The 26,320-nt window shown below is 63.8% G+C and carries 24 protein-coding genes; 14 read left to right on the forward strand and 10 right to left on the reverse strand.

The genetic code is table 11. The annotated features are described in order from the left end of the window. The first annotated feature begins 32 nt into the window (after window positions 1–32). The 3 genes from BLS26_RS12290 to BLS26_RS12300 are packed head-to-tail and all read left to right on the forward strand — an operon-like array spanning window position 33 to window position 4,062. Window positions 33–1,355: a cytochrome c gene (locus BLS26_RS12290; protein ID WP_092511390.1), complete on the forward strand. Its 1,323-nt coding sequence runs from the start codon at window positions 33–35 to the stop codon at window positions 1,353–1,355. Then, complete coding sequence (locus BLS26_RS12295) at window positions 1,352–1,846, forward strand: (2Fe-2S)-binding protein (protein ID WP_092511392.1); 495 nt, start codon at window positions 1,352–1,354, stop codon at window positions 1,844–1,846. The genes BLS26_RS12290 and BLS26_RS12295 overlap by 4 nt, the downstream gene beginning before the upstream one ends. Further along, window positions 1,843–4,062, forward strand: a complete 2,220-nt coding sequence (locus BLS26_RS12300) for a molybdopterin cofactor-binding domain-containing protein (protein ID WP_092511394.1) — start codon at window positions 1,843–1,845, stop codon at window positions 4,060–4,062. Before BLS26_RS12295 ends, BLS26_RS12300 begins: the two co-directional genes overlap by 4 nt. A gap of 18 nt (window positions 4,063–4,080) precedes the next feature. Here BLS26_RS12300 and BLS26_RS12305 read toward each other — a convergent pair whose 3' ends face one another. From BLS26_RS12305 to BLS26_RS12320, 4 genes are all read right to left on the reverse strand, one after another. Next, window positions 4,081–4,311, reverse strand: a complete 231-nt coding sequence (locus BLS26_RS12305) for a GNAT family N-acetyltransferase (RefSeq protein ID WP_371360943.1) — start codon at window positions 4,309–4,311, stop codon at window positions 4,081–4,083. 175 nt (window positions 4,312–4,486) lie between these two features. Beyond that, window positions 4,487–5,125, reverse strand: a complete 639-nt coding sequence (locus tag BLS26_RS12310; RefSeq protein ID WP_092511396.1) for a GNAT family N-acetyltransferase — start codon at window positions 5,123–5,125, stop codon at window positions 4,487–4,489. A 21-nt stretch (window positions 5,126–5,146) separates the two neighbouring features. Further along, a complete protein-coding gene (locus BLS26_RS12315; protein ID WP_092511398.1) occupies window positions 5,147–5,797 on the reverse strand; it encodes a 3-oxoacid CoA-transferase subunit B in 651 nt (216 codons plus the stop codon). A 33-nt stretch (window positions 5,798–5,830) separates the two neighbouring features. Beyond that, complete coding sequence (locus tag BLS26_RS12320; protein WP_092511400.1) at window positions 5,831–6,538, reverse strand: CoA transferase subunit A; 708 nt, start codon at window positions 6,536–6,538, stop codon at window positions 5,831–5,833. A 279-nt stretch (window positions 6,539–6,817) separates the two neighbouring features. On the opposite strand from BLS26_RS12320, the gene BLS26_RS12325 reads away from it, so the two are divergent. The 4 genes from BLS26_RS12325 (at window position 6,818) to BLS26_RS12340 (ending at window position 12,673) form a co-directional block, all read left to right on the forward strand. After that, a complete protein-coding gene (locus BLS26_RS12325; protein ID WP_092511402.1) occupies window positions 6,818–8,752 on the forward strand; it encodes an AsmA family protein in 1,935 nt (644 codons plus the stop codon). Between the two features lie 102 nt (window positions 8,753–8,854). Next, window positions 8,855–11,212 carry an Orn/Lys/Arg decarboxylase N-terminal domain-containing protein gene (locus BLS26_RS12330; RefSeq protein WP_092511404.1) on the forward strand — a complete coding sequence of 786 codons (2,358 nt, stop codon included), beginning with the start codon at window positions 8,855–8,857 and terminating at the stop codon, window positions 11,210–11,212. 93 nt (window positions 11,213–11,305) lie between these two features. After that, window positions 11,306–11,866, forward strand: a complete 561-nt coding sequence (locus BLS26_RS12335; RefSeq protein WP_092511406.1) for a GNAT family N-acetyltransferase — start codon at window positions 11,306–11,308, stop codon at window positions 11,864–11,866. Next, window positions 11,867–12,673 carry an RMD1 family protein gene (locus BLS26_RS12340; RefSeq protein ID WP_092511408.1) on the forward strand — a complete coding sequence of 269 codons (807 nt, stop codon included), beginning with the start codon at window positions 11,867–11,869 and terminating at the stop codon, window positions 12,671–12,673. A gap of 78 nt (window positions 12,674–12,751) precedes the next feature. Here BLS26_RS12340 and BLS26_RS12345 read toward each other — a convergent pair whose 3' ends face one another. Beyond that, window positions 12,752–12,994 carry a hypothetical protein gene (locus BLS26_RS12345; RefSeq protein ID WP_092517975.1) on the reverse strand — a complete coding sequence of 81 codons (243 nt, stop codon included), beginning with the start codon at window positions 12,992–12,994 and terminating at the stop codon, window positions 12,752–12,754. 274 nt (window positions 12,995–13,268) lie between these two features. Here BLS26_RS12345 and BLS26_RS12350 point away from each other — a divergent pair, with 274 nt between their 5' ends. Together BLS26_RS12350 and BLS26_RS12355 are read left to right on the forward strand one after the other, a co-directional pair. Then, window positions 13,269–13,769 (forward strand): peptidoglycan-binding domain-containing protein, encoded by a 501-nt coding sequence (locus tag BLS26_RS12350; RefSeq protein WP_172804594.1) that lies wholly within the window; start codon window positions 13,269–13,271, stop codon window positions 13,767–13,769. A 184-nt stretch (window positions 13,770–13,953) separates the two neighbouring features. Next, window positions 13,954–15,030, forward strand: coding sequence for an amidohydrolase family protein (locus tag BLS26_RS12355; protein ID WP_092511410.1), 1,077 nt, complete (start codon window positions 13,954–13,956; stop codon window positions 15,028–15,030). 25 nt (window positions 15,031–15,055) lie between these two features. Here BLS26_RS12355 and BLS26_RS12360 read toward each other — a convergent pair whose 3' ends face one another. Next, window positions 15,056–16,312 (reverse strand): IS110 family transposase, encoded by a 1,257-nt coding sequence (locus BLS26_RS12360; RefSeq protein ID WP_244541920.1) that lies wholly within the window; start codon window positions 16,310–16,312, stop codon window positions 15,056–15,058. Window positions 16,313–16,450: 138 nt separating this feature from the next. Here BLS26_RS12360 and BLS26_RS12365 point away from each other — a divergent pair, with 138 nt between their 5' ends. After that, a complete protein-coding gene (locus tag BLS26_RS12365) occupies window positions 16,451–17,443 on the forward strand; it encodes an IS110 family transposase (RefSeq protein WP_244541921.1) in 993 nt (330 codons plus the stop codon). Between the two features lie 83 nt (window positions 17,444–17,526). Here BLS26_RS12365 and BLS26_RS35705 read toward each other — a convergent pair whose 3' ends face one another. Then, the gene (locus tag BLS26_RS35705) at window positions 17,527–17,835 is read right to left on the reverse strand and encodes a hypothetical protein (RefSeq protein WP_157676433.1); all 309 of its coding nucleotides are present in this window, start codon (window positions 17,833–17,835) and stop codon (window positions 17,527–17,529) included. A gap of 775 nt (window positions 17,836–18,610) precedes the next feature. Between BLS26_RS35705 and BLS26_RS12375 the strand changes: the two genes are divergently transcribed. The 3 genes from BLS26_RS12375 to BLS26_RS12385 all read left to right on the forward strand — a co-directional run bounded on the left by BLS26_RS12375 (window position 18,611) and on the right by BLS26_RS12385 (window position 21,891). Further along, on the forward strand, window positions 18,611–19,996 hold the full coding sequence (locus tag BLS26_RS12375) for an ABC transporter substrate-binding protein (RefSeq protein ID WP_092511416.1): 1,386 nt from the start codon (window positions 18,611–18,613) through the stop codon (window positions 19,994–19,996). Between the two features lie 177 nt (window positions 19,997–20,173). Further along, window positions 20,174–21,043: a carbohydrate ABC transporter permease gene (locus tag BLS26_RS12380; RefSeq protein WP_092511418.1), complete on the forward strand. Its 870-nt coding sequence runs from the start codon at window positions 20,174–20,176 to the stop codon at window positions 21,041–21,043. Further along, window positions 21,040–21,891 carry a carbohydrate ABC transporter permease gene (locus BLS26_RS12385; RefSeq protein ID WP_092511420.1) on the forward strand — a complete coding sequence of 284 codons (852 nt, stop codon included), beginning with the start codon at window positions 21,040–21,042 and terminating at the stop codon, window positions 21,889–21,891. The genes BLS26_RS12380 and BLS26_RS12385 overlap by 4 nt, the downstream gene beginning before the upstream one ends. A gap of 6 nt (window positions 21,892–21,897) precedes the next feature. Here BLS26_RS12385 and BLS26_RS12390 read toward each other — a convergent pair whose 3' ends face one another. From BLS26_RS12390 to BLS26_RS12400, 3 genes are read right to left on the reverse strand one after another with little or no spacing between them, the layout of a single operon-like run. After that, window positions 21,898–22,713, reverse strand: a complete 816-nt coding sequence (locus BLS26_RS12390; protein WP_092511422.1) for an ABC transporter permease — start codon at window positions 22,711–22,713, stop codon at window positions 21,898–21,900. Beyond that, complete coding sequence (locus tag BLS26_RS12395; RefSeq protein WP_092511424.1) at window positions 22,713–23,627, reverse strand: ABC transporter permease; 915 nt, start codon at window positions 23,625–23,627, stop codon at window positions 22,713–22,715. Before BLS26_RS12395 ends, BLS26_RS12390 begins: the two co-directional genes overlap by 1 nt. Then, window positions 23,624–24,820, reverse strand: coding sequence for an ABC transporter ATP-binding protein (locus BLS26_RS12400; protein WP_172804595.1), 1,197 nt, complete (start codon window positions 24,818–24,820; stop codon window positions 23,624–23,626). The genes BLS26_RS12395 and BLS26_RS12400 overlap by 4 nt, the downstream gene beginning before the upstream one ends. Window positions 24,821–24,967: 147 nt before the next feature. Between BLS26_RS12400 and BLS26_RS12405 the strand changes: the two genes are divergently transcribed. Beyond that, entirely contained in the window at window positions 24,968–26,308 is a 1,341-nt protein-coding gene (locus tag BLS26_RS12405; RefSeq protein ID WP_371360808.1) for a tetratricopeptide repeat protein, read from the forward strand. The last annotated feature ends 12 nt before the right edge of the window (window positions 26,309–26,320 follow it).

Raw genomic sequence — 26,320 nt, forward strand, 5'->3', positions numbered from 1 at the left:
TCAGGGCGGCTCAACAGCAGGTGCGAACTTCAATGGCATCGCCGCGGATCATCGGGGGGATCGTTGCGGTTGCCGTGATCGCGGGAGCGATTGCGGCATTCGCCGTTGCATGGCGGCCGGCGATATCAGCCGTCGATCCACCGGCGCCACAATCGTTCGACAGCGCGCTGGTCAAACGCGGCCGCGATCTGGCGGCGATCGGCAATTGCAACGATTGCCACACCGTGCGCGGCGGAAAAGACTTCGCCGGCGGCCTGCCGGTGCCGACGCCGTTCGGGATCATCTATTCCTCCAACATCACCCCGGACCCCGAGACCGGCATCGGCCGCTGGCCGGAGGCGGCGTTCCGACGCGCGATGCAATCGGGCGTCAACCGCGACGGCCAGCATCTCTACCCGACCTTTCCCTATGACCACTTCACCCATGTGACCGATGAGGACGACCGCGCGCTCTATGCGTATCTGATGACGCGGCGGCCGGTTCGCGCGTCGGCGCACGAAAACGATCTGGCATTTCCGTTCAACCAGCGCATCGCGGTCGCGGGCTGGAAAGTGCTGTTCCTGCGCCACGGCACGTACCAGCCTGATCCGGCGCAAAGCGCGGAATGGAATCGCGGTGCCTATCTGGTCGAAGGCCTGGCGCATTGCGGCGCCTGCCACACGCCGCGCAATGCGCTCGGCGCGGAAAAAACCCAGGCCTCATTTGCGGGCGGCGATGTCGACAACTGGCACGCTTACGCCATCAACGGCCAGTCGTCGGCGCCGGTGCCGTGGGATGCGGAAGCACTGTTCAGATATCTGCGGCAAGGCTGGCATCCCGATCACGGCGTCGCGCGCGGTCCGATGGCCGAGGTCGTCAGCAATCTGTCCGAGGTGCCCGAGAGCGATGTCCGCGCCATTGCGACCTATATGGCCAGCGTGTTCGGCGCACCGACGCTGGAGCGCAAACGCCGCGGCGATGAGGTGCTGGCGCGGGCCAGTTCCGGCTCCCCACTACCGGCCAATGGCGGCGCCACGTCAGGCGCGCAGATCTATGCCGCAGCTTGTGCCGGATGCCATGCTACCGACCGGGCACCGCCGTTTGGCGGCATCAATCTTGCGCTCTCGACCGCCCTCACCGGCCCCGACGCGCGCAACGCCGCCAACATCGTGCTGTCAGGCATTCGTCCGACCGCCGGCGAGCGCAGCCCGATCATGCCCGGCTTTGCCGACAGCATGAGCGACGGCCAGATCGCAGCGGTGCTGGATTATTTGCGCACGCGCCTCAGTAACGCGCCGCCATGGACCAACACCGCCGACATCGTCCGCGATATCAGACGAATCCAGACCGTATTGCTGCAGCGAGATCAGCCATGATGACATTGAAGGTCAATGGTCAGGACCACCCCATCGATGCCGATCCGGATACGCCACTGCTTTATGTGCTGCGCGAAGATTTGAAGCTCAACGCCGCCAAGTTCGGCTGCGGGCTCGGCCAGTGCGGCGCCTGCACCGTGATCGTCGACGGCAAGGCGGTATTATCCTGCGTGACGCCGCTGCTGCTCTTGGAAGGCAAGAAGGTGACCACGCTTGAGGGCCTCGGCACGGTGGAAACACCGGCGCCGATCCAGCGCGCCTTCATCGAGGAACAGGCGGCGCAGTGCGGCTATTGCATCTCCGGCATGGTGATGCGGGCGCAGGCGCTGCTACAGCGCAATTCCAAGCCGACCGACGCCGAGATCAGGGCCGAGCTGCAGCTCAATCTCTGCCGCTGCGGCACCCATATGCGGATCCTGCGCGCGGTGCATCGCGCCAGCCATCTGATGCAGACCGCCGACGCGTCGCCTGCGCAGAGGAGCACGCCATGAATGGTCCCGTCAGCCTCAACCGCCGCCGCGTGCTTGCCGGCGGCGGCGCGTTGATCATGAGCTTCTCGCTGCGCGACGCGTTTGCCGACGACGCGCCGGCCGCGCCGAAGCCGCCGGGCAGTCTCGCCGAGTCACCCTATCTCGATGCCTGGATTCGCATCGATGCCAACGGCACCATCACCGCCCTCACCGGCAAGGCCGAACTCGGCCAGGGGTTCAAGACCGCGTTCCAGCAGATCGCCGCCGAAGAGCTCGACGTTCCCTTCACATCCATCCACGTCGTCACTGCAGACACCCGACGCACCGCCAATGAAGGCTACACGTCGGGCAGCAACTCGATGAAGTATAGCGGCACCGCGATCCAGAACGCTGCCGCGCAGGTGCGCGGACTCCTGATCGTGGAAGCATCACGTCGCCTCGAACTGCCGCCGGAGTCGCTGAAAACCGCCGATGCCGCGGTGATCGCGCCCGACGGCCGCAAGCTCGGTTACGGCGAACTGGTCGCCGGCGACTTGCTGCACGTCCAGGCGCAGCCGAAATCGAAGCTGAAGGATCCCGCGAGCTATCAGATCATGGGACAGCCGATCCCGCGCGTCGATATTCCGGCAAAAGTCACCGGCGGTGCGGCCTATATCCAGGACATGCGGTTGCCGGGCATGGTGCACGCGCGCGTGGTGCGGCCGCCGAGCTACGGCGCCGAATTGATCGCGCTCGATTCGGCCGCCGTCGAGAAAATGCCCGGCGTCGTCAAGATCGTTCGCGACGGCAATTTCCTCGCGGTGGTGGCGGCGAAGGAATATCAGGCGGTCAAGGCGATGCGCGCGCTCGCGAGTGCCGCGAAATGGCGCGAGACCGCGCGCCTGCCGAAGCAGGACGACGTGCCGAACGTGATTACCGGCCTACCGTCGCAGGACACCACCATCTACACGCAGAGCAATCCTTCCGTATTGGGCACGCGGACGTTCGAGGCGACCTACACCCGTCCCTACCAGGCCCATGGTTCGATCGGTCCGTCCTGCGCCGTGGCGCATCAGGTCAACGACGCCATGACGGTGTGGACGCATACCCAAGGCGTCTATCCCGATCGCGCCGGGATTGCGGAAATGTTGCGGGTGCCGCCGGCCAGCGTCCGCCTGATCCATGTCGAGGGCTCCGGCTGTTACGGCCACAACGGCGCCGACGATGCCGCGGCCGACGCCGCGCTGATCGCGCGCGCGATGCCCGGCGTGCCCGTTCGCGTGCAGTGGATGCGTGAACAGGAGCACGCCTGGGAGCCCTTTGGGCCGGCGATGGTGACCAAACTGAAAGCCTCGCTCGACGGCAGTGGCGCCATCGTCGACTGGAATTTCGACGTCTGGAGCAACACCCATTCGATGCGGCCCGGCGGCGCCGGCTCGATGCTGGCGGCCCAGCACATGGCGCAGCCGTTCGCGGTGCCGGCGCCGAAACCGCTGCCGTTGCCGGAAGGCGGCGGCGACCGCAACGCCATCCCGCTCTACAAGTTTCCGAACGCCAAAGTCGTGCATCACTTCATCCCGGCGATGCCGCTGCGGATTTCGGCGATGCGCGCGCTCGGCGCCTATCACAACGTGTTCTCGATCGAGAGTTTTATGGACGAACTCGCAGCCGCCGCCGGTGCCGACCCGGTCGAGTTCCGGCTCAAGCATCTCGACGATGGGCGTGGGCGCGAGGTGATCGAGAAGGCCGCAAAGGAATTCGGCTGGCAAAAGGGCCAGAAGGCGCCGCCGGATCGCGGCTATGGCTTTGCCTTCGCCCGCTACAAGAATCTCGCCGCCTATTGCGCTATTGCCACCGAGGTCGAGGTCAACAGGCAGAGCGGCCGTCCGCGGCTGGTGCGCGCGGTGGCGGCGGTCGACAGCGGCCAGGTCGTCAATCCGGACGGGCTGACCAACCAGATCGAAGGCGCGATCCTGCAATCGATGAGCTGGACACTGTATGAAAGCGTCAGCTTCGACGACGTCAGGATCACCAGCATCGACTGGCAGACCTATCCGATCCTGCGGTTCGACGCCGTGCCCGAAAAGGTCGACGTCCACATCATCAACCGCCCCGGCCAGCCGTTCCTCGGCAGCGGCGAAACCGGTCAGGGCCCGGCCGCCGCCTCGATTGCCAACGCGATCGCCGATGCCACCGGAAAACGGCTGCGCGATCTGCCGCTGACGCGAAAGCGGATCAAGGGCGCGATCGAGGCGTGAGACGACGGCGCTAATCTTCTAAATCGCCCGCACAAATCGCCGAAAACCCGGTGCGCCCGTCAGCGCTTCGAAATCCGGATCGCGTTTCTCTTCGGCGAATGTAAATCCGGCCTTGGCATAGCTCCGCTCGGCCTGATCGTTGCCGATCAGGAACGAGATCGACGCACGCGAAAACCCGGCAGCCCTGCCCCGATCCAGCGCATGTTGGATCAGCCCCTGCACCAGTCCGCGCCCGCGATAGGCCGGCAGCATCAACCGCCCCGGCCAGCCGTTCCTCGGCAGCGGCGAAACCGGTCAGGGCCCGGCCGCCGCCTCGATTGCCAACGCGATCGCCGATGCCACCGGAAAACGGCTGCGCGATCTGCCGCTGACGCGAAAGCGGATCAAGGGCGCGATCGAGGCGTGAGACGACGGCGCTAATCTTCTAAATCGCCCGCACAAATCGCCGAAAACCCGGTGCGCCCGTCAGCGCTTCGAAATCCGGATCGCGTTTCTCTTCGGCGAATGTAAATCCGGCCTTGGCATAGCTCCGCTCGGCCTGATCGTTGCCGATCAGGAACGAGATCGACGCACGCGAAAACCCGGCAGCCCTGCCCCGATCCAGCGCATGTTGGATCAGCCCCTGCACCAGTCCGCGCCCGCGATAGGCCGGCAGCGTGGCGACGTGCTCGAGCAGCCATTCGCCTTCGCCGCCCTGCACCCAGCAATTCGAAGAATACGCGCCGCGCCGGAATATCGCCGCCAGTTCGGATTCGTTCAGGCCGACCTGCCCCGCCACCTCAGTGATGGCCGCTCGCACGGCAACGCCGATCCCGGCCGCCGGCAGCGCACAGAGCGACGCGGCGGGCTCGCCGTCGACTTCGGCGACGAGGAAATGCGACACGTGCCACCACGATCGCTGTCGCGCGGTTGCGATCCGCTCGACAAAGGCCAGGCACTGCGGCTCGGGCCAGCCGAGCGCGACATCGAACCAGCCGCGCGGCTTCGGGCCGCGCTGCGACGACAGGATGTTGCGGGCAATAAAACCGGCGTCTTCGGCGCGCGCGGGGCGTATCGTCGGCAACGATCGCCCCCTCGAAAGCCCTTACGCGTTCTTCAGCGCCACCCGAAACTCGGCTTCGGTCTTGGACTTGACCTCGTCGAGCGTAACGCCGTCGGCGAGCTCGATCAGCGCCATGCCATCCTTGCCGTGCTTGTCGATGGTGAAGACGGCCAAGTCCGTCACCACCATGTCGACGACCTTCTCGCCGGTCAGCGGCAGGTTGCACTTCTTCAAAAGCTTGGCGCCGTCCTTGGCGGAATGCTCCATGACGACGACGACGCGCTTGACGCCGGCGACGAGATCCATCGCGCCGCCCATGCCCTTGACCATCTTGCCGGGGATCATCCAGTTGGCGAGGTCGCCGTTCTGCGCGACCTGCATCGCGCCGAGGATCGACAGGTCGATATGGCCGCCGCGCACCATGGCGAAGGATTCGGCCGAGGAGAAATAGCTGGTGTCGGGCAGTTCAGAGACCGTCTGCTTGCCGGCGTTGATCAGGTCGGCGTCAACTTCGTCCTCATACGGGAACGGTCCCATGCCGAGCATGCCGTTCTCGCTCTGCAAGGAGACGTCGATGCCATCAGGGATGTAGTTCGAGACCAGCGTCGGGATGCCGATGCCGAGATTGACGTAATAACCGTCGCGCAATTCCTTGGCGGCACGAGCGGCCATCTGTTCACGGGTCCAGGCCATGAGGCTCTCCTGCTTATGGTTTTGCGTTGATGCTTAAGCCGCGGGGCGCGGACGGGTGTTGCGGAATTCGATGCGCTTCTTGCCGGTGCCGACGTCGACGATGCGTTGGACGAAAATGCCTGATGTATGGATGTGGTCCGGATCGATCTCGCCGGCCGGCACCAGGTGCTCGACCTCGGCGATGGTGACCTTGGCGGCGGTCGCCATCATCGGATTAAAATTGCGCGCGGTCTTGCGGTAGACGAGGTTGCCGGCGGTGTCGCCCTTCCAGGCATGCACGATTGCGAGGTCGGCGAACAAGCCGCGCTCCATGATGTATTTCTCGCCGTCGAATTCCTTCACTTCCTTGCCTTCGGCGATCAGCGTGCCAACCCCGGTCTTGGTGTAGAAGGCCGGGATGCCGGCGCCGCCGGCGCGGATGCGCTCGGCCAAAGTGCCCTGCGGATTGAATTCGAGTTCCAGTTCGCCGGCGAGGTATTGCTGTGCGAACAGCTTGTTCTCGCCGACATAGGACGAGATCATCTTCTTGATCTGCCGCGTTTCCAAAAGCCGGCTGAGGCCAATGCCGTCGACGCCCGCGTTGTTGGAGATGACCGTCAGGCCCTTGACCCCGGAATCGCGGATCGCGTCCGATAGGGTCTCGGCAATGCCGCACAGGCCGAAACCGCCCGACATGATCGTCATGCCGTCCTTGAGGACGCCGTCGAGTGCCGATTTGGCGTCGGGGTAAACCTTTTTCATGGAAATATGACCTGATGGAGGGGCGGCCTGAGGCCCGCGTTGATCCCGGGATTATTAGGCGAATTCTTCTTAGGCCGTCAATGACGGGGGATTTTGGCCTCAAGGCCTTGCCCCGGGCACCGGGATGGCCTTGAAGATGGCCTTGAAAGCGTCAAGAAAAGCCTTCAAGTTGTGTGGGTTGGCACGGGCACTCACGGATGCGCCACCTGCCCTCATCAACCCTGACCTCGATACCGCAAGCCCGCTTCGGTTTAATCAGACCCGGATATGTCATTGACGATGGCCCAAGGAATGAAGCGCCTCGCGATGCCGATTGCGGCGTTGCTCGGCGTCGCCATGATCGGCCTGCTCGGGACGTCGTGGTTCCTGAACCGGGACGCGTTGCGCCAGGCGGTCGAGGCGCAGATCCGCGCCGTCACCGGGCTCGACCTCGTCGTCAACGGCGCGATCGACGTGTCGGTCTTTCCCGGCAGCTATGTTTCGTTCCACGACGTCGGGCTGAAGGGCGGCGGCACCACCGACCCGGCGCTGCGGGTCGACGTGCTGACCGCGAATTTGCGGCTGCTGCCGTTGTTGCTGCGGCGTTTCGAGATCGCCGACGTCATGATGTTGCGGCCGCTGATCCGCGTCGTCAGGGACGGCAACGGCGAAAGCAACTGGACCCCGTTTGTCGAGACCATTGCGCGCACCATGACGCCCGGCGCCGAGAACCAGGTGTCGTTCTCCGAGATCCGAATCCAGGACGGCATGCTCAACTACGAGGACGCCACCAACCACGTTTCCGAACAGCTCGGCGATATCGACCTGTCGCTGGCCTGGCCGTCGATCTCGCGCTCCTTTGCCGCGACCGGGCAATTCGACTGGCGCGGCGAGCGCGTCGACGGCTCGATCAGCGCCGCCGACTTCGTCGCGATGCTGTCGGGCGACCGCTCCGGCCTGAAGGCGCGGCTGGCCTCGGCGCCGCTGAAGCTTGCGTTCGACGGCATGGTGGCCAATCGCACCAGCTTGATGATGGAAGGCACCGTCACCATCGACAGCCTCTCCTTGCGCAATGCGCTGCGCTGGATGGGACAGTCGGTGCCCGGCGGCGGCGGGTTCGGCCGTTTTGCGCTGAAGGCCCGCGCCAATGTCGTCGGCGCCTCGGTCGCCCTCACCAATGTAAACGTCGAACTCGACGGCAACGTTGCCGAGGGCGTCATGACGGTCGCCAACAACGGGCGCCAGACGCTGCAGGCGACGCTGGCCGCCGGCGCGCTCGATTTCACGCCTTATATCTCCACCTTCCGCCTGCTTGCCAGCGGCGCCCGCGACTGGAATCGGCAACTGTTCGACCTCAACGCGCTGTCCTCGACCGACCTCGATATGCGGCTGTCGGCCGCCAAAGTGACGGTCGGGCCGACCAAGCTCGGCCGCACCGCGTTCGGCGCCAACCTGCGCGGCGGCGCGCTGGCGCTCTCGGTCGGCGAGGCGCAGGTCTATGGCGGCATCGCCAAGGGCTCGTTCGGCATCGCGCGCTCGGACGCGATCGCCGACGTCAAGGCCCAGTTCCAGTTCACCGACGTCGACCTGCAGGCCTGCGCCAGCGAACTGTTCGGCATCAACAAACTGTCCGGCCGCGGCAACCTCAATGTCTCGTTGGTGGCATCGGGCGCGAGCCCGTTCGGCCTCGCCTCCTCGATCGACGGCAGCGCGACGCTGACCGGCCATGACGGCGCCATCGCAGGCTTCAATGTCGAACAGCTGCTGAAACGCCTGGAACGCCGGCCGCTGTCCGGCGGCGGCAATTTCCGCTCGGGCTCGACGCCCTATGACAATCTCACCGTTTCGGTGAAGTTCAACGACGGTGTCGCCGTCGCCGAAGACATCCGCCTCGAAAGTGCGGCCACGCGCCTGACCCTGACCGGCACCGCCTCGGTGCCGACGCGCGAATACGACCTCAAGGGCGTTGCCAGCCTGACCTCGGCGCCAAATGGCCCGCCCGGCTTCGACCTGCCGTTCGTGGTGCAGGGCCCGTGGGACGATCCGCTGGTATTTCCCGATCCGGAAAGCCTGATCCGGCGCTCGCCGGGTGCGGCGCAGTTGCTCGACTCGATCAAGGACAGCAAGGCCCGCGACGCCGTGAAATCGGTGATCGAACGGTTTACCGGCGGTGGCGCAAGGCCGGCCGCGCCGGCTGCGGCACCGGCCGCTGCGGATAGCGGCAAGACCAACTGAGAGCAAAAGGTTTTCCCGCCAGAATGTCTGCCAGCGGGCCCCGTCACCCAATTGTCATGTAACGCAGCGACAGAGATGCACTGAAAAACATTTGGTGCATGCATGGACTACTTTCGACGCTTTACCTTCCTGTTCGCAATGCCGACGTTCGACGCCGACGATCTCGAAGGCGTCCGCCTCAATCAGATCGTCGATGAGATCGAGCGCTCCGGCTTCGAGGTCGTGAAGGCGCGCAAGCTCGAAGACGCCGAGATCGCGGTCCAGACCGACGCCGCCATCGGCTGCATGGTGGTCGATTGGGGCAAGAAAGGCCTGGAAGGCAAGACCGCGGCGCTGATCAACCTGATGCGCCGCCGCGGCCTCGACTTCCCGATCATCCTTCTGATCCGCCGCAAGCGGTTCGAGGACGTGCCGGTCGAGGTGCTCGACTTCATCGACGGCTATGTGTTCCTGTCCGAGGAAACCCCGCCCTTCATCGCCAAGAATCTCGTCAGCCGCCTGAAGCAGTATGCCGAGACGCTGAAGACGCCGTTCTTCGGGGCGCTGGTCGATTATGCCGAGGAAGGCAACCAGCTATGGACCTGTCCGGGCCACAATGGCGGCGTGTTCTACAGCCGCAGTCCGATCGGCCGGGTGTTCATGGAGCACCTCGGCGAGGCGGTGTTCCGCGACGACATCGACAACTCAGTGCTCGATCTCGGCGACCTCCTGACCCATGAAGGCCCGGCGCTACAGGCCCAGAAGGAAGCCGCGCAGATTTTTGGCGCGGAAAAAACCTATTTCGTGCTCAACGGCACCTCGACCTCCAACAAGGTCGCGCTGTCGGCGCTGGTGACCGATGGCGACCTCGTGCTGTTCGATCGCAACAACCACAAGGCCGCGCTGCACGGCGCGTTGATGATCAGCGGCGGCGTTCCGGTCTACGTTCCGACGGTGCGCAATCCCTGGGGCCTGATCGGCCCGATGAACTGGCAGGCGTTTGAGGAAGACGCCCTGCGCGAACGCATCCGCACCAACCCGCTCGTCACGGATCCCGAAGCGTGGCGCCGGCCGCGCCCGTTCCGGGTCGCCGTGGTCGAACAATGCACCTATGACGGCACCATCTACTCGGCCGAGATGATCATCAAGCGCATCGGCCATCTCTGCGATTACATCCTGTTCGACGAAGCCTGGGCCGGCTTCATGAAGTTCCATCCGCTCTATGCCGGCCGCTTTGCCATGGGGCTCGCCGAATTGGGGCCGGACTCGCCCGGCATCATCGCCACCCAGTCGACCCACAAGCAGCTGGCGAGCTTTTCGCAGGCGTCGCAGATCCACATGAAGGATCGCCATATCCGCGGCCAGAAGCGGCGGGTCGAGCATCGGCGCTTCAACGAGAGCTTCATGCAGCACGCCTCCACCTCGCCGTTCTATCCGCTGTTCGCCTCGCTCGACGTCGGCGCCCAGATGATGAAGGGACGTTCCGGCGAAGTGTTGTGGGACGACACCATCCGGCTCGGCATCGAACTGCGCAAGAAGATCCGGGCCGTCCGCCGCGAGTTCGAGGAAAAGGAGCCGCGGCCGGAGCGGCGCTGGTTTTTCGAGCCGTTCGTGCCCGAGCGCGTCGAGATTCCCGACGTCTCGCGCGAAGGCGCCGTGCACAACGTGCCGTGGGAGAGCGTCAGCACCGACCAGCTCGCCACCAATCCCTCCTATTGGCAGTTGGGGCCTGACGTCACCTGGCACGGCTTTCCCGGCATGACGGCCGGTTTCGTCATGACCGATCCGAACAAGCTGACCTTGCTGACGCCGGGCTTCGACCGCGCCACCGGCGGCTACGCCGAGCACGGCATCCCGGCCCCGGTCGTGGCGCAGTTCCTGCGCGAAAACCGTATCGTCCCGGAAAAGAACGACCTCAACTCGCTGCTGTTTTTGCTGACGCCCGGCGTCGAAGCCAGCAAGGCCGGCACGCTGATCAGCGGCCTCGTCGCCTTCAAGAAATTGCACGACGACAACGCCCTGCTCGAGGAAGCGATTCCCGAATTCGCGCGGCGCCGGCCGGCGCGCTATGCCGGGGTGCGGCTGCGCGACCTCTGCGCGGAGATGCATCGCTTCTTCCGACAGGCCGATGTCAGCGCCTTGCAGGCCAAACAATTCGCGTCCGAACATCTGCCGGAAATCGCGATCTCGCCCCACGCCGCGGCGCGCGCGCTGGTGCGCAACGATGTCGATTATCTCCCGATCGATGAGATCGCCGGCCGCATCGCCACCACGCCTTTCGTGGTCTATCCGCCCGGTATCGCCACCATCGTGCCCGGCGAGCGGCTCACCGAGCGGGCCCAGCCGATGATCGACTATCTCCGGATGTTCGAGACCTGCTTCAATCTGTTTCCCGGCTTCGACGTCGAGATCCAGGGCGTCTATCGCAAGGTGGATGCCAATGGCCGCATCCGGCTTTATACTTACGTGGTCAGCGAATAGGGCGTCTTCCCGCGAAGCATGCCCCCGGACTTGATCCGGGGGTGGACCCGGTTCGCGTCAAGAAAACGCGTCAAAATAAAGAGCGGAGCTCGCATGGAAGCGGAAGCCAGGTTGGCAAACGAGCCCGAACAGCCGATCCTGGTGCGGCCGTCGCGCGACACCGATGTCGAGGCCATGCTGGCGATCTACCGCCGCCATATCCGTGACGGCATCGAGGAAGGCGTCAGCGACGCCGAGACGCCGCAGCCCGACGACCTGCGCGACCGGCGCAAGAACCTGCGCAGCCGCCGCTTCCCCCATCTGGTGGCGACGCGCGGCGGCGAGGTGGTCGGTTACGCCTATGTGGTGCTGTTTCGCAAGCGACCGGCCTATCGCTACACGGTCAAGCACTCGATCTATGTTCATCACGCGCAGGTCGGTCAGGGCATCGGGCGCATCATGATGCAGGAACTGATCGACGTCTGCGCCGCGGCAGGTTTTCGGCAGATCATCGGCTATATCGATGCGGATAATACCGCCTCGCTCGGACTCCATGAGAAGTTCGGATTTTCCCGGGTGGGCTTGCTGCCCGGTGTCGCTTATCGGCACGGCCGCTGGGCCGACACCATCATGGTTCAGCGCTCGCTCGCGTCCGGCAGCACGACGGCACCTTGAATGGAAAAATCTCTGCAACCATCGCGGCGCGTTCCCGTCCACGCCCTTCATCTCGGCGACCGCATCAACACGTCGGGCTATGACGGCGAGATCCTCTCGGCCGTGCCGCTGGCGGTTCGAAGCGGGCAGAACGGCGTTGCGGTGCTGTTTCGTTACGGCGTCGCCGTCCTGATCGGTTTTACGGCGGAAGAAGAAGCCGCGTTTCTGCAGAAGATTTCGACCCGTATCGTCGGCCCGCTCAGCGTGGCCGAGGAAGAGAATGCATTCGTCGAGATCGCCGCAGGCGCGGAGGACCAGATCTCCGCGGGCGGCCCGATTGCGCTTGGCGACATGTCGCTGCCGCGAATGCTGATCGTCGCCGACGCTTTGGCCAAGAGCGTGGCGCTGGCCAGCGACGAGCGCGACGTTACCAAAGTGTTCGGCGTGATCGAACCCTTTGCCGCAGAACTGGCTACGCATGGCCGCACCCGTCGCAACCGGACCGAGATTTTGAAGCTGGTGGGAAACGCCCTGCTGGTCCAGCACCGGGTGTCCGGCCGCGTTGCTGTCGCGGAAAAGCCGGACGCGCTGTGGGACCGGCCCGACCTGGAACGGCTCTATGCAAGGCTTGAAGACGAGTACGAACTGAAAGAGCGGGTCGAAACCCTCGACCGCAAACTCAACGTCATCGCCGATACCGCGGAGACCCTGGCCGACATCATCGACACCAGGCGCTCGCTCCGCCTCGAGATCATCGTCGTCCTGCTGATCGCGATCGAAATCGCGACCAGCTTCTATCAGATTTTCATCGCGCGCGGGACGCATTGAGGGAAGCCGTGGCTTGGAAAATGGCTGTTCTAGGCAATGGCGTCTATCTCGATTAGCGGCCTTACTTCGAAGCCAGCCTTACTTCAAAGCTTTGGCGATCTTGTGCTCCAGGTGGCCGGTTTCATGATCGCGGCGGAGCTGGCCCAGCGACGTCTCGTTGAGCTGAAGCATGACCTCGCTCAGCTTCTCGGTGTCGGGATAGCCGGCTGCGAAGCCGCGTCCGTAAATCTTGCGCAAGGTGCTGACGAGGGTGTTGCCGTGCTTGTGGCTGATGTCGCCGTCGTGGTTGCGATGACGATTGTCCAGACCTGGCTTGCTCATGCTGCTCTCCATGGTGGCCGCAAGCGACAGCATCCTCCCGCCGGGCTCGGATGGCAACCAAGGCCCGGCGATGTCAGGTCTCGGCAGCGTTAGTGCGATGCAGCGTAACATTCGACACGCGCCGGGGAACAAGTGTTCCGATTGGTAGTTGCCTAGCAACGAAGCCGGAGTCGACCTTTGATTTACGCCGCCGGACTGGCGGCGGTGTATTTGAGCCGACATCGGTTCTCAAAGCGAAATCATCGAGAGACTTCAAGATCAGGGACGAAAGCCATTGCGTGTCTTCATCCTGGCATTGTCAATCCTGGCAGTTCTCGTCAGTGCAAATGCGGCCAAAGCCGGTCTGAGCACGACTGACCGCGACCAGTTGGCATCCGCCGATCCGGCGACCGTTGCCCCCGAGGCAACTCAGCAAACCGAAGATCAGATAGGCCTCGACAAGGCAAAGCGCCGCGACGTGCAGCGCATGCTGACCGGTCTCGGCTTCGACACCAAGGTCAACGGACGGTTCGACAAGTCGACCCGCGCCGTCATCACGCGCTGGCAGGCGGCACGCGGCTATCCCAAGACTGGCTTCCTCGACACGCTGCAGCATCAGGCGCTCCTGACCGAGTCCGTCACGGCTGCACAGGCCAGCTTCAGCAGCAGCGACCAATCTGTTGACGATCGTCCGGCCCGCCATCACGGCGGCAGTGGTGCTCGCCATCACCGCGGTGGTGGCGGTCCCGGTGGACTGATCGGCGGCGTGGTGGGCGGACTGTTCGGACGCAGGTGACCCGACAAAATTGTCCAGAGCGTTAAGCGCTGACGTTTCGGTCCGCGCCATCAACAGGGCCTGGAGCGGCAATCCTGTTCGCGTTCGATAGCGGCTGGTTGTTCTCCCGCGAATGACTTAGGCTCCCTCCCAATCCGGCGCGATCAGGCATCCCGCGCTGCAAAAAACTATGGGAAGAACCAACATGACCAGCCGCCGTGACTTTCTCAAAGGCGGCGCTGCCGCTGGCGTCGTCTTCTGCAGTTGCGGAATGCTGCAAAATGCCAATGCGCAGGCTTCGCGCCAAAAGCTGCCGGTCATGGTCGGGGTCAAGCGCGTCCGAACCATCGACGTGCATGCGCATTGCGTGATCCCGGAAGCCAGCAAGCTGCTCGGCCCGCGATCGCCGAACACCGTGCGGGGCGGAGACGAGGTCGCGATCGACGTGGCCAAGCGGTTAGCTGCGATGGACCAGCAAGCCGTCGACATGGAAGTGCTGTCGATCAATCCCAACTGGTACAACAGGGATCGCGAACTGGCCGGCGAAGTGGTCAAGATCCAGAACGAGAAACTGGCCGAACTGTGCGCGTCGAAATCCGACCGGTTTGCCGGCTTCGCCTCCCTGACCCTGCAGGCGCCCGACCTCGCGGTGCAAGAGCTCGAGACCGCGGTCAAGAAGCAGGGACTGAAGGGCGCCGCGATCGGCGGCAATGTCGATGGCACGGCTTTTTCCGATCCCAGGTTTCACCCGGTCTGGGCCAAGGCCGAAGAGCTCGGCGCATCGCTGTTCATCCATCCGCAGGGCGTGTCGGAGCTCAACGAGCAAGTGGCCGGCAATGGCTGGCTGTCGAACGCGATCTCCTATCCCGTGGAGACCACGATCGCGCTCTCGCACATGATCTTCGAGGGCACGTTCGACAAATTCCCCAAGCTGAAAGTGATCGCGGCCCATGGCGGCGGCTTCCTGCCGTCCTATGCCGACCGGTCGGACCATGCCTGCCTGGTCAATCCCGGCGGATGCAATCCCGACATCAAGCTAGCGAAGCAACCGACCGAGTACCTCAAGCAGATCTATTTCGACTCCCTGGTGTTCACGCCGGAGGCGCTGCGCCATCTCGCCGCACAGGTTGGCGTCAGCCAGATCGTGCTCGGCAGCGATTATCCCTTCCCCTGGCAGCTCCAGCCCGTCGACCACATTTTTGCGTCGGCATCGTTCAGCGACGACGAGAAGGCGGACATGCTGGGGCGCACTGCGGAGAAGCTGCTGAATTTCGGGGCGTGAGCCCGACGCGTAGCAACCATTAAAGCTAAGCATCTTTTTCGATCCACGGGGTACCGCGTTGAACGACGGTGTTGGCGTAGATCAGGAGCTTGCGGGCGCAGGCGATGAGTGCGGCGTTATGATGCTTTCCGGATGCTATTAGGCGTGCGTAGAGCATGGTGAGGGCCTTGTTCCACCGGAACACTGCTGGGAGGGCTGCCGCGAACAGGGAGCGCCGCAAGCGAGCTCGGCCGCCGGCGATGTGGCGTTGCCCTTTTTGCTGCCCGCTGTCGTTGTCGAAGGGAGCAAGTCCGGCGAGGGCTGCGGCTTCCTCCCGGCTCACGCGACCAAGCTCGGGCATACGGATAATGATTGCCAGTGCAGTCCGCTCACCGATTCCAGGAATACTGAGCACCAGATCAAAGCGAGCGGCGAGATCGGGGTGAGAGCGTAATTGCTTGGCAATGTAACGAACCTGGGCGAGCCGTCGCGCGTTCCATCGAGCAATTTCGCCAAGAACCATTCGCCGCAACCGAGGCTCGTGGATATGTTCCAGCCGGGTCTTGAAGCGCCTGAGATCCTCATCGATTTGATCGAGGAAAGTCAGATTTTCAGCCAATTCAGCCAGACGTGAATCTGGCGTAGTCTTCGGCGGATCGAGCGTTGCTGTGCAAGCCGCGATCAAGACCGCGTCGAGCGCATCGTTCTTGGCGCGGCACAGATGCACCCGGCCAAACGCCTTGACCTGGATCGGCTGCAGCACCAGCACGGTAAAGCCTGCCTCGCGTAAATGCTCCACCACACCACGTTCATACCCGCCGGTCGCCTCGATGCCGACGCGCGTCACGCCGGCCTTGGCTAGGTAACCGGCAAGGGCTCGCCAGCCAGGCAAGACGTTTGCGACCTGCCAACGCTCGGCACGATCGTGAACTGCGATGTCCAGTTTGGACTTGGACGTATCGATTCCAGCCGTCGTTATGATAATCTGTGTCATCTTCGTCGACCCTGCCTTGTGAAGCGAACCAAGTTGTTCCGGCAACCATCCGGGTCCGATGAAGGTGCTGACGACGATCTCGCTACGGAGCAGCCAAAAGTGGCTCTGGATGGGTACGATCCGATCGCCAGCGGCCTGCCGCGGATTGCCGTCCGTGGCAGGCCATTCCTTTCGGAACACACCGACAATAATCGATTTTGCTATTACAAGGATGGGTTGAGCACAGCGAAACCCATCATCGTCGCGCACCGGAGTTGATGGGTATCGCTTCGCTCCACCCATCCTTGTAATAGCGAAGTCGACTATCATTGGGATGTTCCGAAAGGAATGGCCTGCCGTGGACGGCCATCCACGGCAGGCCGCTGGCGATCGGATCGAACCCATCCTGAGCAGTTTGTGGCTGCCCCGTAGCGTGATCGCGCCAGCACCTTCATCGGACCCGGATGGTTGCCGGAACAACTTGGTTCGCTTCACAAGGCGGGGTCGACGAAGATGACACAGACTATCATAACGACGGCTGGAATCGATACATCCAAGGCCAAACTGGACGTTGCTGTTCATGATCGGTCCGAGCGCTGGCGGGTTGCCAATGCTTTACCTGGCTGGCGCGCCTTGGCGGCCAACCTGTCTAAAGCCGGCGTGACGCGCGTCGGGATCGAGGCGACGGGCGGCTATGAACGCGGCGTGGTGGAGTATTTGCGCAAGGCGGGCTTCACCGTGCTGGTGCTGCAGCCGGTCCAGGTCAAGGCTTTTGGCCGGGTGCATCTGCGTCGCGCCAAGAACGATGCGCTCGATGCGTTCTTGATCGCGGCTTGCACAGCGACACTCGATCAGCCGAAGACTGCGCCAGATCCTCGACTGGCACAACTGGCTGGATATCTGACCTTTCTCGAACAGATCGAGGAAGACATCGCGCGTCACAAGACCCGGCTCGAACATATCGACGAACCTGGCCTGCGGCGCATTGTTAACAGCGACATCGTCCGGCTGAAGGCACGACGGGCCGCGCAGATACGCGACATTGCCAAGCGACTTCGCGCCAGTGACGATCTTGCCATGCGACTCAATCTGGTGCTGAGCATTCCCGGCATCGGAGAACGCACGGCGCTGGCGCTTCTGATCCGCATGCCCGAGCTTGGGCAAGTCAGCCGCGAGGAAGCTGCAGCCTTGGCCGGCCTGGCTCCCTTCGACGACGACAGCGGAAAACATAAAGGCCTACGTCGCATAGCTGGCGGGCGAAGTCGCCTACGCCGCTCCCTGTTCGCGGCTGCCCTCCCAGCGGTCTTCCGCTGGAACAAGGCACTCGTCGCGCTCTATGCCCGCCTGACGGCCGCTGGAAAGGCCCACACCGCAGCGCTCATCGCTTGCGCCCGAAAGCTCCTGATCTACGCCAACACCGTGGTCCAGCGCGGTACGCCGTGGACCGAAAAAGCCGCCTAGCTCTTAATGGTTGCTACGGGCTATCGGCGGCCTGATGCGGCCTGCCGTCGTTGCGAGGCGCCGAAGGGTCGCGCGAGTCTTGATTAGCGACGGAAATTGCGCAGCAACCGATCGACAAACCACATCACATAGATGGCCACGAACGAGAGAACGAATATTTCGCCGGTAAACAGGAAGGCCTGCTGGGCAACCGTCATGTGTTCCTCCGCTGCGTTTGCGTTCATTCGCCCGGCTGATACCGGGCGCGCGGCGTTTTGGCCGCGCGGGCATGATGGCCCCCAATCGCCGGCGTCGGGTTGCGATGGATCAAGTGTTCCGGCTTGCGCGCCGCGGCTAATTTCCTCAACCCAATCAACGCGATTCCACCCGTCCAGCCGTCGCGCGAAAAACATTCCGCTTCCCGCCGACCCCAAATCACGCCCATAACTCGCGCATCCTTTCCCGCCAGAGGGGCGTCGGCCGTCGTCGCAAACGTTGGGGGAGGTCGCGGTGGACGCGATGGTGTTGCGCGCAGCAATGTGCGGACGGACGATGCCAGAGCGTACGGTGAAGTCGTGTGGGCCTGACGCCCCGGTGCTGGCGTCAAGTCTCAAAGGAAGCAAACGCTTCCCAGGGATGACGGTGGCAAGAAAGCCGGTCGCCGGGGCGAACTCGTATAAGCCGTAAAGCCATTGCGCAGGGAAGGCCGGTGTGATTCCGCCAAACCTGTATGCTCGTGCGCGTCCACTATCACCTATTGCGCGCGAGACCGCGGGTGCGGCGAGCACCCGGTCTTCCCTGCGCCCTCTGATTTTCGGTGGGCAAGATTTCCAGCAAAACTCCGGGTGCATCGCGCCGCGAGAATGCGGACCCACATTCGGTTGTCATCGCCCGGCTTGACCGGGCGATCCAGTATTCCAGAGACGTTGATGATTGAATCGATAAGCCGCGGCGTACTGGATCGCCCGGTCAAGCCGGGCGACGAAAGCATGAAATTGCCCACCCGCCCCGCCCGCCTCCGGTATCCGGGGATGCCGATCGACCGACCCAAAATGATTGAACCATTTTGCCCGATCAGGGCTTGCCCCCTACAGAAGTAGGCAATTCTTCATCTGGATCGCGCCGCTTGGTTGCGCTATCTTTTATCCAACCGGTTAAAAACCCCGGGCAAATTCAAGGGAGGACTACGTGAGATCCAAGGGAATTGGTGCGCTTTCAATCGCGATCGCGGCGGCCGGGCTGTTGTATGCCGCCGCGCCTGCGTTTGCCCAGCAAAAGACGATCACGGTCTGGTTCGGCAAGGGCTTCTACAAGTCCGAGGACGACGCGCTGCTGGAAACCATCAAGAAATTCGAGGCCAAGACCGGCATCAAGGTCGAACTGTCGCAATATGCGATCCAGGACATGATCCCGAAGACGGTGGCGGCGCTGGATTCCGGCACCGTGCCCGATGTCGCCTATTCCGACAGCTACGACGTGCAGGCCCAGGGCAAGTGGGCCTATGAAGGCAAGCTCGAGGACCTCTCCGACATCCTGCTGCCGATGAAGGGCGCGTTCGCGCCCAACACGCTCGAGACCGCGCTGCTCTATAACGACGTCGCCAAGAAGAAGGCCTATTACGGCTTTCCGCTGAAGCAGCAGAGCATGCACGTCCAGATCTGGCAGGACATGCTGGAACAGGCCGGCTTCAAGCAGAGCGACATCCCGACCAAATGGGAAGATTACTGGTCGTTCTGGTGCGACAAGGTGCAGCCCGCAATCCGCAAGGCCACCAACAGCCGCATCTACGCCGTCGGCCAGCCGATGGGCGTGGAATCGACCGACTCGTTCCAGTCGTTCTACACCTTCATGGACGCCTATAACGTCAAGCTGGTCGATGACGACGGCAAGCTTCTGGTCGACGATCCCAAGGTGCGCGCCAACCTGATCAGCGCGCTGAAGGATTACACCGATACCTATGTCCGGGGCTGCACGCCGCCCTCTTCCACCACCTGGAAGGATCCGGACAACAACGTCGCGTTCCACAACAAGACCATCGTGATGACGCACAACTTCACGATCTCGATCGCGGCAAAATGGCTCGACGACGCCAACAACCCGGCGCTGACGCCGGAACAGCGCGCCGCCGGCAAGAAGGCCTATGAGGAAACCATCATCACCGCCTCATTCCCGAACAAGCCGGACGGCACGCCGATCAAGTACCGCTCCGACGTCAAGACCGGGCTGATCTTCGCCAATGCCAAGAACAAGGCGGAAGGCAAGCAGTTCGTCGCCTTCCTGATGCAGGAAGAAAACCTGCGACCCTATGTCGAGGGCGCGCTCGGCCGCTGGTTCCCGGTCACGACCGCCAGCCAGCAGAGCCCGTTCTGGCAGGCCGACCGCCATCGCAAGGCGGTCTATACCCAGTTCACCGGCGGAACCACGCCGTTCGACTTCACCAAGAACTGGAAGTTCACTATCCTGAACAACGAGAACGTCTGGGCCAAGGCGATGAACCGGGTGGTGAGCGAGAAGGTTCCGGTCGACAAGGCCGTCGACGAACTGATCGCCCGCCTCAAGCAGGTCGCTGGCTAAGCGAAGCAATGCCGGCCGCCGCGAACGTATGTGTTCCGTCGTCCCCGCGAACGCGGGGACCCATACGCCGCGGCGGTCGTTTTGAAGGATACATTTCGACAAACTTGAGCAGCAACAACTGCCTGTGGTTATGGGTCCCTGCTTTCGCAGGGACGACAACGTAACTAGAGTAGACACATGGCGATCACACTCACAGCATCCGACATCCCCGCCCCGCCACTATCGGCGCGGCTATCGACGCCGCAGGTCTGGGGCATCGTGCTGCTTGCGCCCTATCTCCTGGTGTTCCTGGCTTTCGTGGTCTACCCGGTCGGCTACGGGCTGTGGCTGGCGCGGCATCCGGCGAGCTACGTCGCGCTCTATCATGACCCGATCTTCGCGCGCGCCGCGGTCAACACGCTGATCTTCCTGGTGATCGGCATCAATTTCAAAATGCTGGTGGCGCTGTTCCTGTCCGGCTTCTTCGCGCAGCAGCGCCCCTGGATCAAATGGCTGTCGGTGCTGTTCATCCTGCCCTGGGCGGTGCCGTCGATCCCGACCATCCTGTCGGTGCGCTTCATGTTCAATCCGGAATGGGGCGTCATCAACACGCTGATCTTCAAACTCACCGGCGAGGACGGTCCGAACTGGCTGAACGATCCGACGGTGGCGCTGACCATGGCAATCGGCGTCCACATCTGGAAGTCGCTGCCGTTCTGGACGCTGATCCTGCTGACCGGACGGCTCGCGATCCCCCACGACCTGTTCGAGGCCGCCGAGGTCGACGGCGCGAGCTGGTGGCAGAAATTCCGCTTCATCACCTGGCCGTCGATGCAGATGCTCTACATCACCTGCACGCTGCTCTCGATGATCTGGACGCTCGGCGATTTCAACAGCGTGTACCTGTTGACCGGCGGCGGTCCCGCCGACCTCACCCACGTGCTGGCGACGCTCGGCATCCGCTACCTCCGGCTCGACCAGCTCAGCCTGGCGATGGCCTCCATCGTCTGCGCGCTGCCGTTCGTGGTGCCGCTGATGTATTTCATGATGAAACGGTTGTCGCGATGAAGCTGCCAACGCTCAGGGAAGTCGGCACCGAGGCGCGCTTGCTGCTGATCGGCATTCCCGTGTTCATCTGGACCATGGTGCCGATCTACCACATGTTCCTGTTCGCGATCTCGCCGAAGGAAGACGCGTTCTCCGGAAAACTGTGGCCGACGCATCCGACGCTGCACAATTTCCACATCGTGTTCTACCAGGAGCATTACTTCTTGCGGGATTTCTGGATTCAGTTCTGGAATTCGCTGGTGATCGCGGTTTCCGCCGGCGCGCTGACGCTGGTGATCGCGACCGCGGCGGCGTTTTCGATCTCGCGGCTGCGCGTGCCCGGTGGCCGCACGGTAATGAACATGGCGCTGTTCACCTACTTCATTCCGGCGGCGTTCCTCGCCGTGCCGATGTACCGCACCATGGGCACCTACGGCCTGCTCAATAATCACTGGTCGCTGATTCTCGCCATGGTCACCATCGCCTCGCCCTACGCGATCTGGGTGCTGAAGCAGGCTTCCGACAAGCTGCCGGTCGAACTCGACGAGGCCGCGACCATGGACGGCGCCACCACGCTGCAGCTATTTCGTCTGGTCTACGTGCCCTTGATGATGCCCTCGCTGGTCGCAGTCGGCACCTATGCGCTGCTGCTGGCGTGGAACGAATATCTCTATGCGTTCCTGCTGCTCTCGAAAGATACCGACATCACGCTTCCCGTCGCGCTGGGCAACTTCCTCGCGGCGGACGACTCGCCGTGGGAACTCTTGATGACCACCGGCTTCATCTACGCGCTGCCGCCGGCCGCGATCTATTACGCCTTCAAGCGCTACATGGTCGGCGGACTGACGGCGGGTGCGGTGAAATCGTAACGACGGCTACAGCGGCGCCGCGCTCTCGCCTTGCGAACTCGACAGTTTCGAAGCGAACGAGGCCGCCACGATCACGACAGCGATGAACGCGATCACCATGGTGCAGATCGCGTTGATCTCGGGCTTCACGCCGAGCCGCACCTCGGAATAGATCCGGATCGGCAAGGTCGCTGAGCCAGGTCCCGTCGTGAAGCTCGCGATCACGACGTCGTCGAGCGACAGCGTGAAAGCGAGCATCCAGCCTGCGGCGATCGCCGGAACGATCAACGGCAGCGTGACGCGAAGAAACGCCTGCACCGGATCGCAGCCGAGATCCATCGCGGCTTCCTCGAGGCTGCGATCGAGCGAGGAAAGCCGCGACTGCACGACCACGGTGACGAAGCACATCGTCAGCGTGGTGTGCGCGATGGTGACGGTCCAGAACCCGCGTTCGGCGTTCAGCGCCACGAACAACAGCAGCAGCGACAGGCCGGAGATCACTTCCGGCATCACCAGCGGCGAATACAACATCGCGGAAAACAGCGAACGTCCCCTGAACCGCTCGCCGCGCACCAGCGCCACGGCGCCGAGTGTGCCGAGCAGCGTCGCCGCCGTGGCCGATACCGCCGCGACGCGAAGGCTCATCCAGGCGGCGTCCAGCATGGCGCGGTCGTTGAAGAATTCGTGGTACCAGCGCAGCGACCAGCCGCCCCACACCGTCACCAGCCGCGAGGCGTTGAAGGAATAGATCACGAGAATGACGATCGGCAGGTACAGAAACGCCAGCCCCAGCGCCAGCGAGGTGACGTTGAACCGCGAGATCGCGTTGACCCGGCGCGCCATCAGCCCGCGCCCTCCAGCGTGCGACGCTGCAGCCGGTCGTACAGCAGCAGCGGCGGGATCAGGAGAAGCAGCAATGCGACCGCAACCGCCGAGGCCACCGGCCAGTCCCGGTTGGTGAAGAATTCCAGCCACAGCGTCTGCCCGATCATCATCGAACCGGAGCCGGCCAGCAGATCCGGGATCACGAATTCGCCGACGATCGGAATGAAGCACAGCAGCGCGCCGGCGCCGACGCCCGGCAGCGACAGCGGAAACGTCACCAGCCAGAACGCTTGCCGCGGCGACGCGCCGAGGTCGCCGGCAGCCTCCAGCAGCGCCGGATCCAGCTTGGCCAGCGTCGCATAGAGCGGCAGGATCATGAACGGCAGATAGGAATAGACGATGCCGAGATACATCGCCGAGTCGGTCGACAGCCACACCACCGGCGCCGAGACCAGATGCAGCGCCAGCAGGATCTGGTTGAGCAGGCCGTCATGTTGCAAAATGTTGATCCAGGCATAGATGCGGATCAGGAACGAGGTCCAGAACGGCACGATCACCAGCATCATCGCAATGCCCTGCCAGCGCTGCGGCAGCCGCGCCATGCCATAGGCGATGGGGTAACCGATCAGGAGCAGGATCAGGGTCGACGTCACGGCGACGAAAATGCTGCGCAGGTACGAGGTGATGTAGAGATTGTCCGAGACCAGCAATCTGAAATTCTCGAGCGACAGTGCGGCGAACGCGGCCTTGATCGCGCTCCAGCCTTCCGTGAGGTCGAACACCGGCAGATAGGGCGGCTGCGCGATCGCGGTCTGCGACAGGCTGATCTTCAGTACGAAGCCGAACGGCACCAGGAAGAACAGCACCATCCAGACATAAGGCGCGATCGCGGCGTAACGCGCCGGGCGGGCGAAGATGCGGCGGGCGCTCATTGCTCCAGCACCACGCAATCGTCGGGCGTGAACCACGCCACCACGCGCTGCCCGGCGCTATAGGCATCGATATCGAGCCGCGCGGTATTGGCCATCGACGACCGCACCATGGCGCCGGATTCGAGCTTGACCTTGTAAACCGTGACGCCGCCGAGATAGCTGACCTCGGTGATCACGCCGTCGAGCCGGTTGATCGCGTGCGAACTGACCGCGTCCGTTACCGGGCCGCGGCGGGAAAGCTTGACCTTCTCGGGGCGGATCGCGACGCTGACGGTGGCCTTGGTCACCGGCTGGCGCGGCTCGGCCACGACCAGCGTTCCGGCGTCCCGGGTCGAAACGTCGAGGCGGTGATGGTCGTCGCGCGACGCGACCTCGCCGTCGAACAGGTTGACGTCGCCGACGAACTCGGCGACCCAGCGCGAACGCGGCGCCTCGTAGAGTTCGCGCGGGGACGCGACCTGTTCGAGCCGGCCGGCATCCATCACGCCGATCCGGTTCGCCATCGTCATCGCCTCTTCCTGGTCGTGGGTGACGATCACGAAGGTGGTGCCGAGACGACGTTGCAGCTCCATCAATTCCGCCTGCGTGCTCTCGCGCAGCTTCTTGTCGAGCGCCGCCAGCGGCTCGTCGAGCAGCAGCACTTGCGGGCGCCGCGCCAGCGAGCGCGCCAGCGCGACGCGCTGCTTCTGGCCTCCGGAAAGCTGATCGGGCTTGCGCTTCTCGAGTCCATCCAGCTTCACCAGCGAGACCATTTCCGCGACGCGGGCTGCGATATCGGCGCGGTCCATACCGGCGCGCTTCAGCCCGAACGCGATGTTGTCCTGCACGTTGAGATGGGGAAACAGCGCGTAGTTCTGAAACATCATGTTGACCGGCCGCTCATGCGGCGCGACCTGAGCGATGTCCTTGCCGTCGAGCAGGATGCGACCTTCGTCCGGCGTCTCGAAGCCGGCCAGCATTCGCAGCAGCGTAGTCTTGCCGCAGCCGCTCGGACCGAGCAGCGCGAAGAACTCGCCGGCCCGGATGTCGAGCGAGAGCCGGTCGACCGCGCGGAAATTGCCAAAACGCTTGCCGACCTCCTCGATCCGGAGCAGCGGCATGTCGGCGATCACCGCGGCCGGCGGCTCGGGCTTGACCGGCGCCGCCGCGACCTCGATTTTCGGCGTGTCGATTTCCGGCGAATCCTCGGTCATGTCCCCTGCCAGCCCCATCGTCGCCGCACGCTAGCGGTGGATCGGCATCCGCTCAACCGCCCTGCGGCGCGCCATCCATAATATTGTGGGTGCCGCCGGTCACGTCTCTGCTAGATTTGGCGCGACCCTCGTTACGGCGGAATGAAAATGAACCGGGACAGATATGATCTGGTGCTGACAACCACCTCCGACCAGGCCACGGCGCATTACCGCGACGGCGTCGACTGCATGCTGTCGGCCTGGCACGGCGCCGAGGCCGCCTTCGACCGCGCGATCGCTGCGGATCCCGGCTTCGCGCTGGCTTATATTGCGCGCGCCCGCCTGCATCAGCTCAACATGGAAGGCAGGGAAGCCCGCGCCATGGCCGCGCGGGCCCGCGAACTGGTCGCCGGCGCGACGCCTCGGGAAATCAGCCATGTCGAGGTCATGGCTGCGGTGATCGACAGCAAGCCGAAAATTGCCATCGATGGCGCCGAAGCGCATCTCGACGCGTATCCGCGCGATGCGCTGGTGCTGGCGCTGCTGCTGGGCGCCTTCGGCCTCTACGCCTTCTCCGGCCGCGCCGACCACGATGCCGCCAAGCTCGCCGTCTGCCTGCGTCACGCCACGCATTACGGCGAGGACTGGTGGTTCACTAGCTATCTCGGCTGGTCGCATACCGAAGCGGGAAACCTGCGCGAAGGACGGGCCTTGAGCGAACGGGCGGTGGTGCTGCGATCGGCCAACGCCAATGCCGCGCATGGTCTCTCGCACGCGATGTTCGAACAGGGCGACATGGAAGCCGGCCGCCAATTTCTCGCGCAATGGATGCCGGCGCATGATCGCCAGAGTTTCCTGCACGGCCATCTCGCCTGGCACAGCGCGCTGAGCGCACTCGATGCCGGCGACCTCGACGGCGCGCTCGCGGCCTACGAACAGCAGATCAAGCCGGCCGGGCGGCCCTACCCGCCGCTGAATATCTTCACCGACGGTGCCTCGCTGCTGTGGCGGCTCACGCTGGCCGGACAAACCGGACTGGAGCCGCACTGGCGCGACATGGCCGCCTATGGCGAGAAATATTTCCCGCAGGCGGGCGCGCATTTCGCCGACGTTCACTATGCGCTGGCCGCGGCGATGGCCGGCAGCGATGCCCTCGAAACGCGTTTGGCCCAACTGGAAGAGCGCGAAGCCGCCGGCAAACTGGCGCCGGGCCGCACCGCGATCGAACTCTGCCGCGGCATCAAGGCATTCGCTGACGGCGACAATGACAACGCGATCCGGCTGCTTGAACCTGCGATATCGGAACTGGCCCGGATCGGCGGCAGCCACGCCCAGCGCGAATTGTGGGAAGACACGCTGATCGTCGCCTGCCTGCGCGCCGGCCACGGCGGCAAGGCCGCGCGCTGCATTTCCGCGCGGCTCGACCGCAGGCCGTCCGCACGGGACCAGGTCTGGTCGCGCGCGGCGCAGGTCACGGCCGAGAGCCGGTCGCTCCATTCATCGCCATGAAGATCACGATCG

It is taken from the genome of Afipia sp. GAS231, assembly GCF_900103365.1.
In the GTDB taxonomy this organism is placed as follows: domain Bacteria; phylum Pseudomonadota; class Alphaproteobacteria; order Rhizobiales; family Xanthobacteraceae; genus Bradyrhizobium.

Bases quoted from the DNA above. Each gene is read 5' to 3' on its own strand.
- BLS26_RS12295 (WP_092511392.1), top strand. From the start codon at position 1,352: ATGATGACATTGAAGGTCAATGGTCAGGACCACCCCATCGATGCCGAT.
- BLS26_RS12290 (WP_092511390.1), top strand. From the start codon at position 33: ATGGCATCGCCGCGGATCATCGGGGGGATCGTTGCGGTTGCCGTGATC.
- BLS26_RS12355 (WP_092511410.1), top strand. From the start codon at position 13,954: ATGACCAGCCGCCGTGACTTTCTCAAAGGCGGCGCTGCCGCTGGCGTC.
- BLS26_RS35705 (WP_157676433.1), bottom strand. From the start codon at position 17,835: ATGTTTTTCGCGCGACGGCTGGACGGGTGGAATCGCGTTGATTGGGTT.
- BLS26_RS12400 (WP_172804595.1), bottom strand. From the start codon at position 24,820: ATGACCGAGGATTCGCCGGAAATCGACACGCCGAAAATCGAGGTCGCG.
- BLS26_RS12360 (WP_244541920.1), bottom strand. From the start codon at position 16,312: ATGATAGTCGACTTCGCTATTACAAGGATGGGTGGAGCGAAGCGATAC.
- BLS26_RS12390 (WP_092511422.1), bottom strand. From the start codon at position 22,713: ATGGCGCGCCGGGTCAACGCGATCTCGCGGTTCAACGTCACCTCGCTG.
- BLS26_RS12330 (WP_092511404.1), top strand. From the start codon at position 8,855: ATGGACTACTTTCGACGCTTTACCTTCCTGTTCGCAATGCCGACGTTC.
- BLS26_RS12405 (WP_371360808.1), top strand. From the start codon at position 24,968: ATGAACCGGGACAGATATGATCTGGTGCTGACAACCACCTCCGACCAG.
- BLS26_RS12345 (WP_092517975.1), bottom strand. From the start codon at position 12,994: ATGAGCAAGCCAGGTCTGGACAATCGTCATCGCAACCACGACGGCGAC.
- BLS26_RS12315 (WP_092511398.1), bottom strand. From the start codon at position 5,797: ATGGCCTGGACCCGTGAACAGATGGCCGCTCGTGCCGCCAAGGAATTG.
- BLS26_RS12385 (WP_092511420.1), top strand. From the start codon at position 21,040: ATGAAGCTGCCAACGCTCAGGGAAGTCGGCACCGAGGCGCGCTTGCTG.
- BLS26_RS12335 (WP_092511406.1), top strand. From the start codon at position 11,306: ATGGAAGCGGAAGCCAGGTTGGCAAACGAGCCCGAACAGCCGATCCTG.
- BLS26_RS12380 (WP_092511418.1), top strand. From the start codon at position 20,174: ATGGCGATCACACTCACAGCATCCGACATCCCCGCCCCGCCACTATCG.
- BLS26_RS12325 (WP_092511402.1), top strand. From the start codon at position 6,818: ATGGCCCAAGGAATGAAGCGCCTCGCGATGCCGATTGCGGCGTTGCTC.
- BLS26_RS12340 (WP_092511408.1), top strand. From the start codon at position 11,867: ATGGAAAAATCTCTGCAACCATCGCGGCGCGTTCCCGTCCACGCCCTT.
- BLS26_RS12395 (WP_092511424.1), bottom strand. From the start codon at position 23,627: ATGAGCGCCCGCCGCATCTTCGCCCGCCCGGCGCGTTACGCCGCGATC.
- BLS26_RS12300 (WP_092511394.1), top strand. From the start codon at position 1,843: ATGAATGGTCCCGTCAGCCTCAACCGCCGCCGCGTGCTTGCCGGCGGC.
- BLS26_RS12320 (WP_092511400.1), bottom strand. From the start codon at position 6,538: ATGAAAAAGGTTTACCCCGACGCCAAATCGGCACTCGACGGCGTCCTC.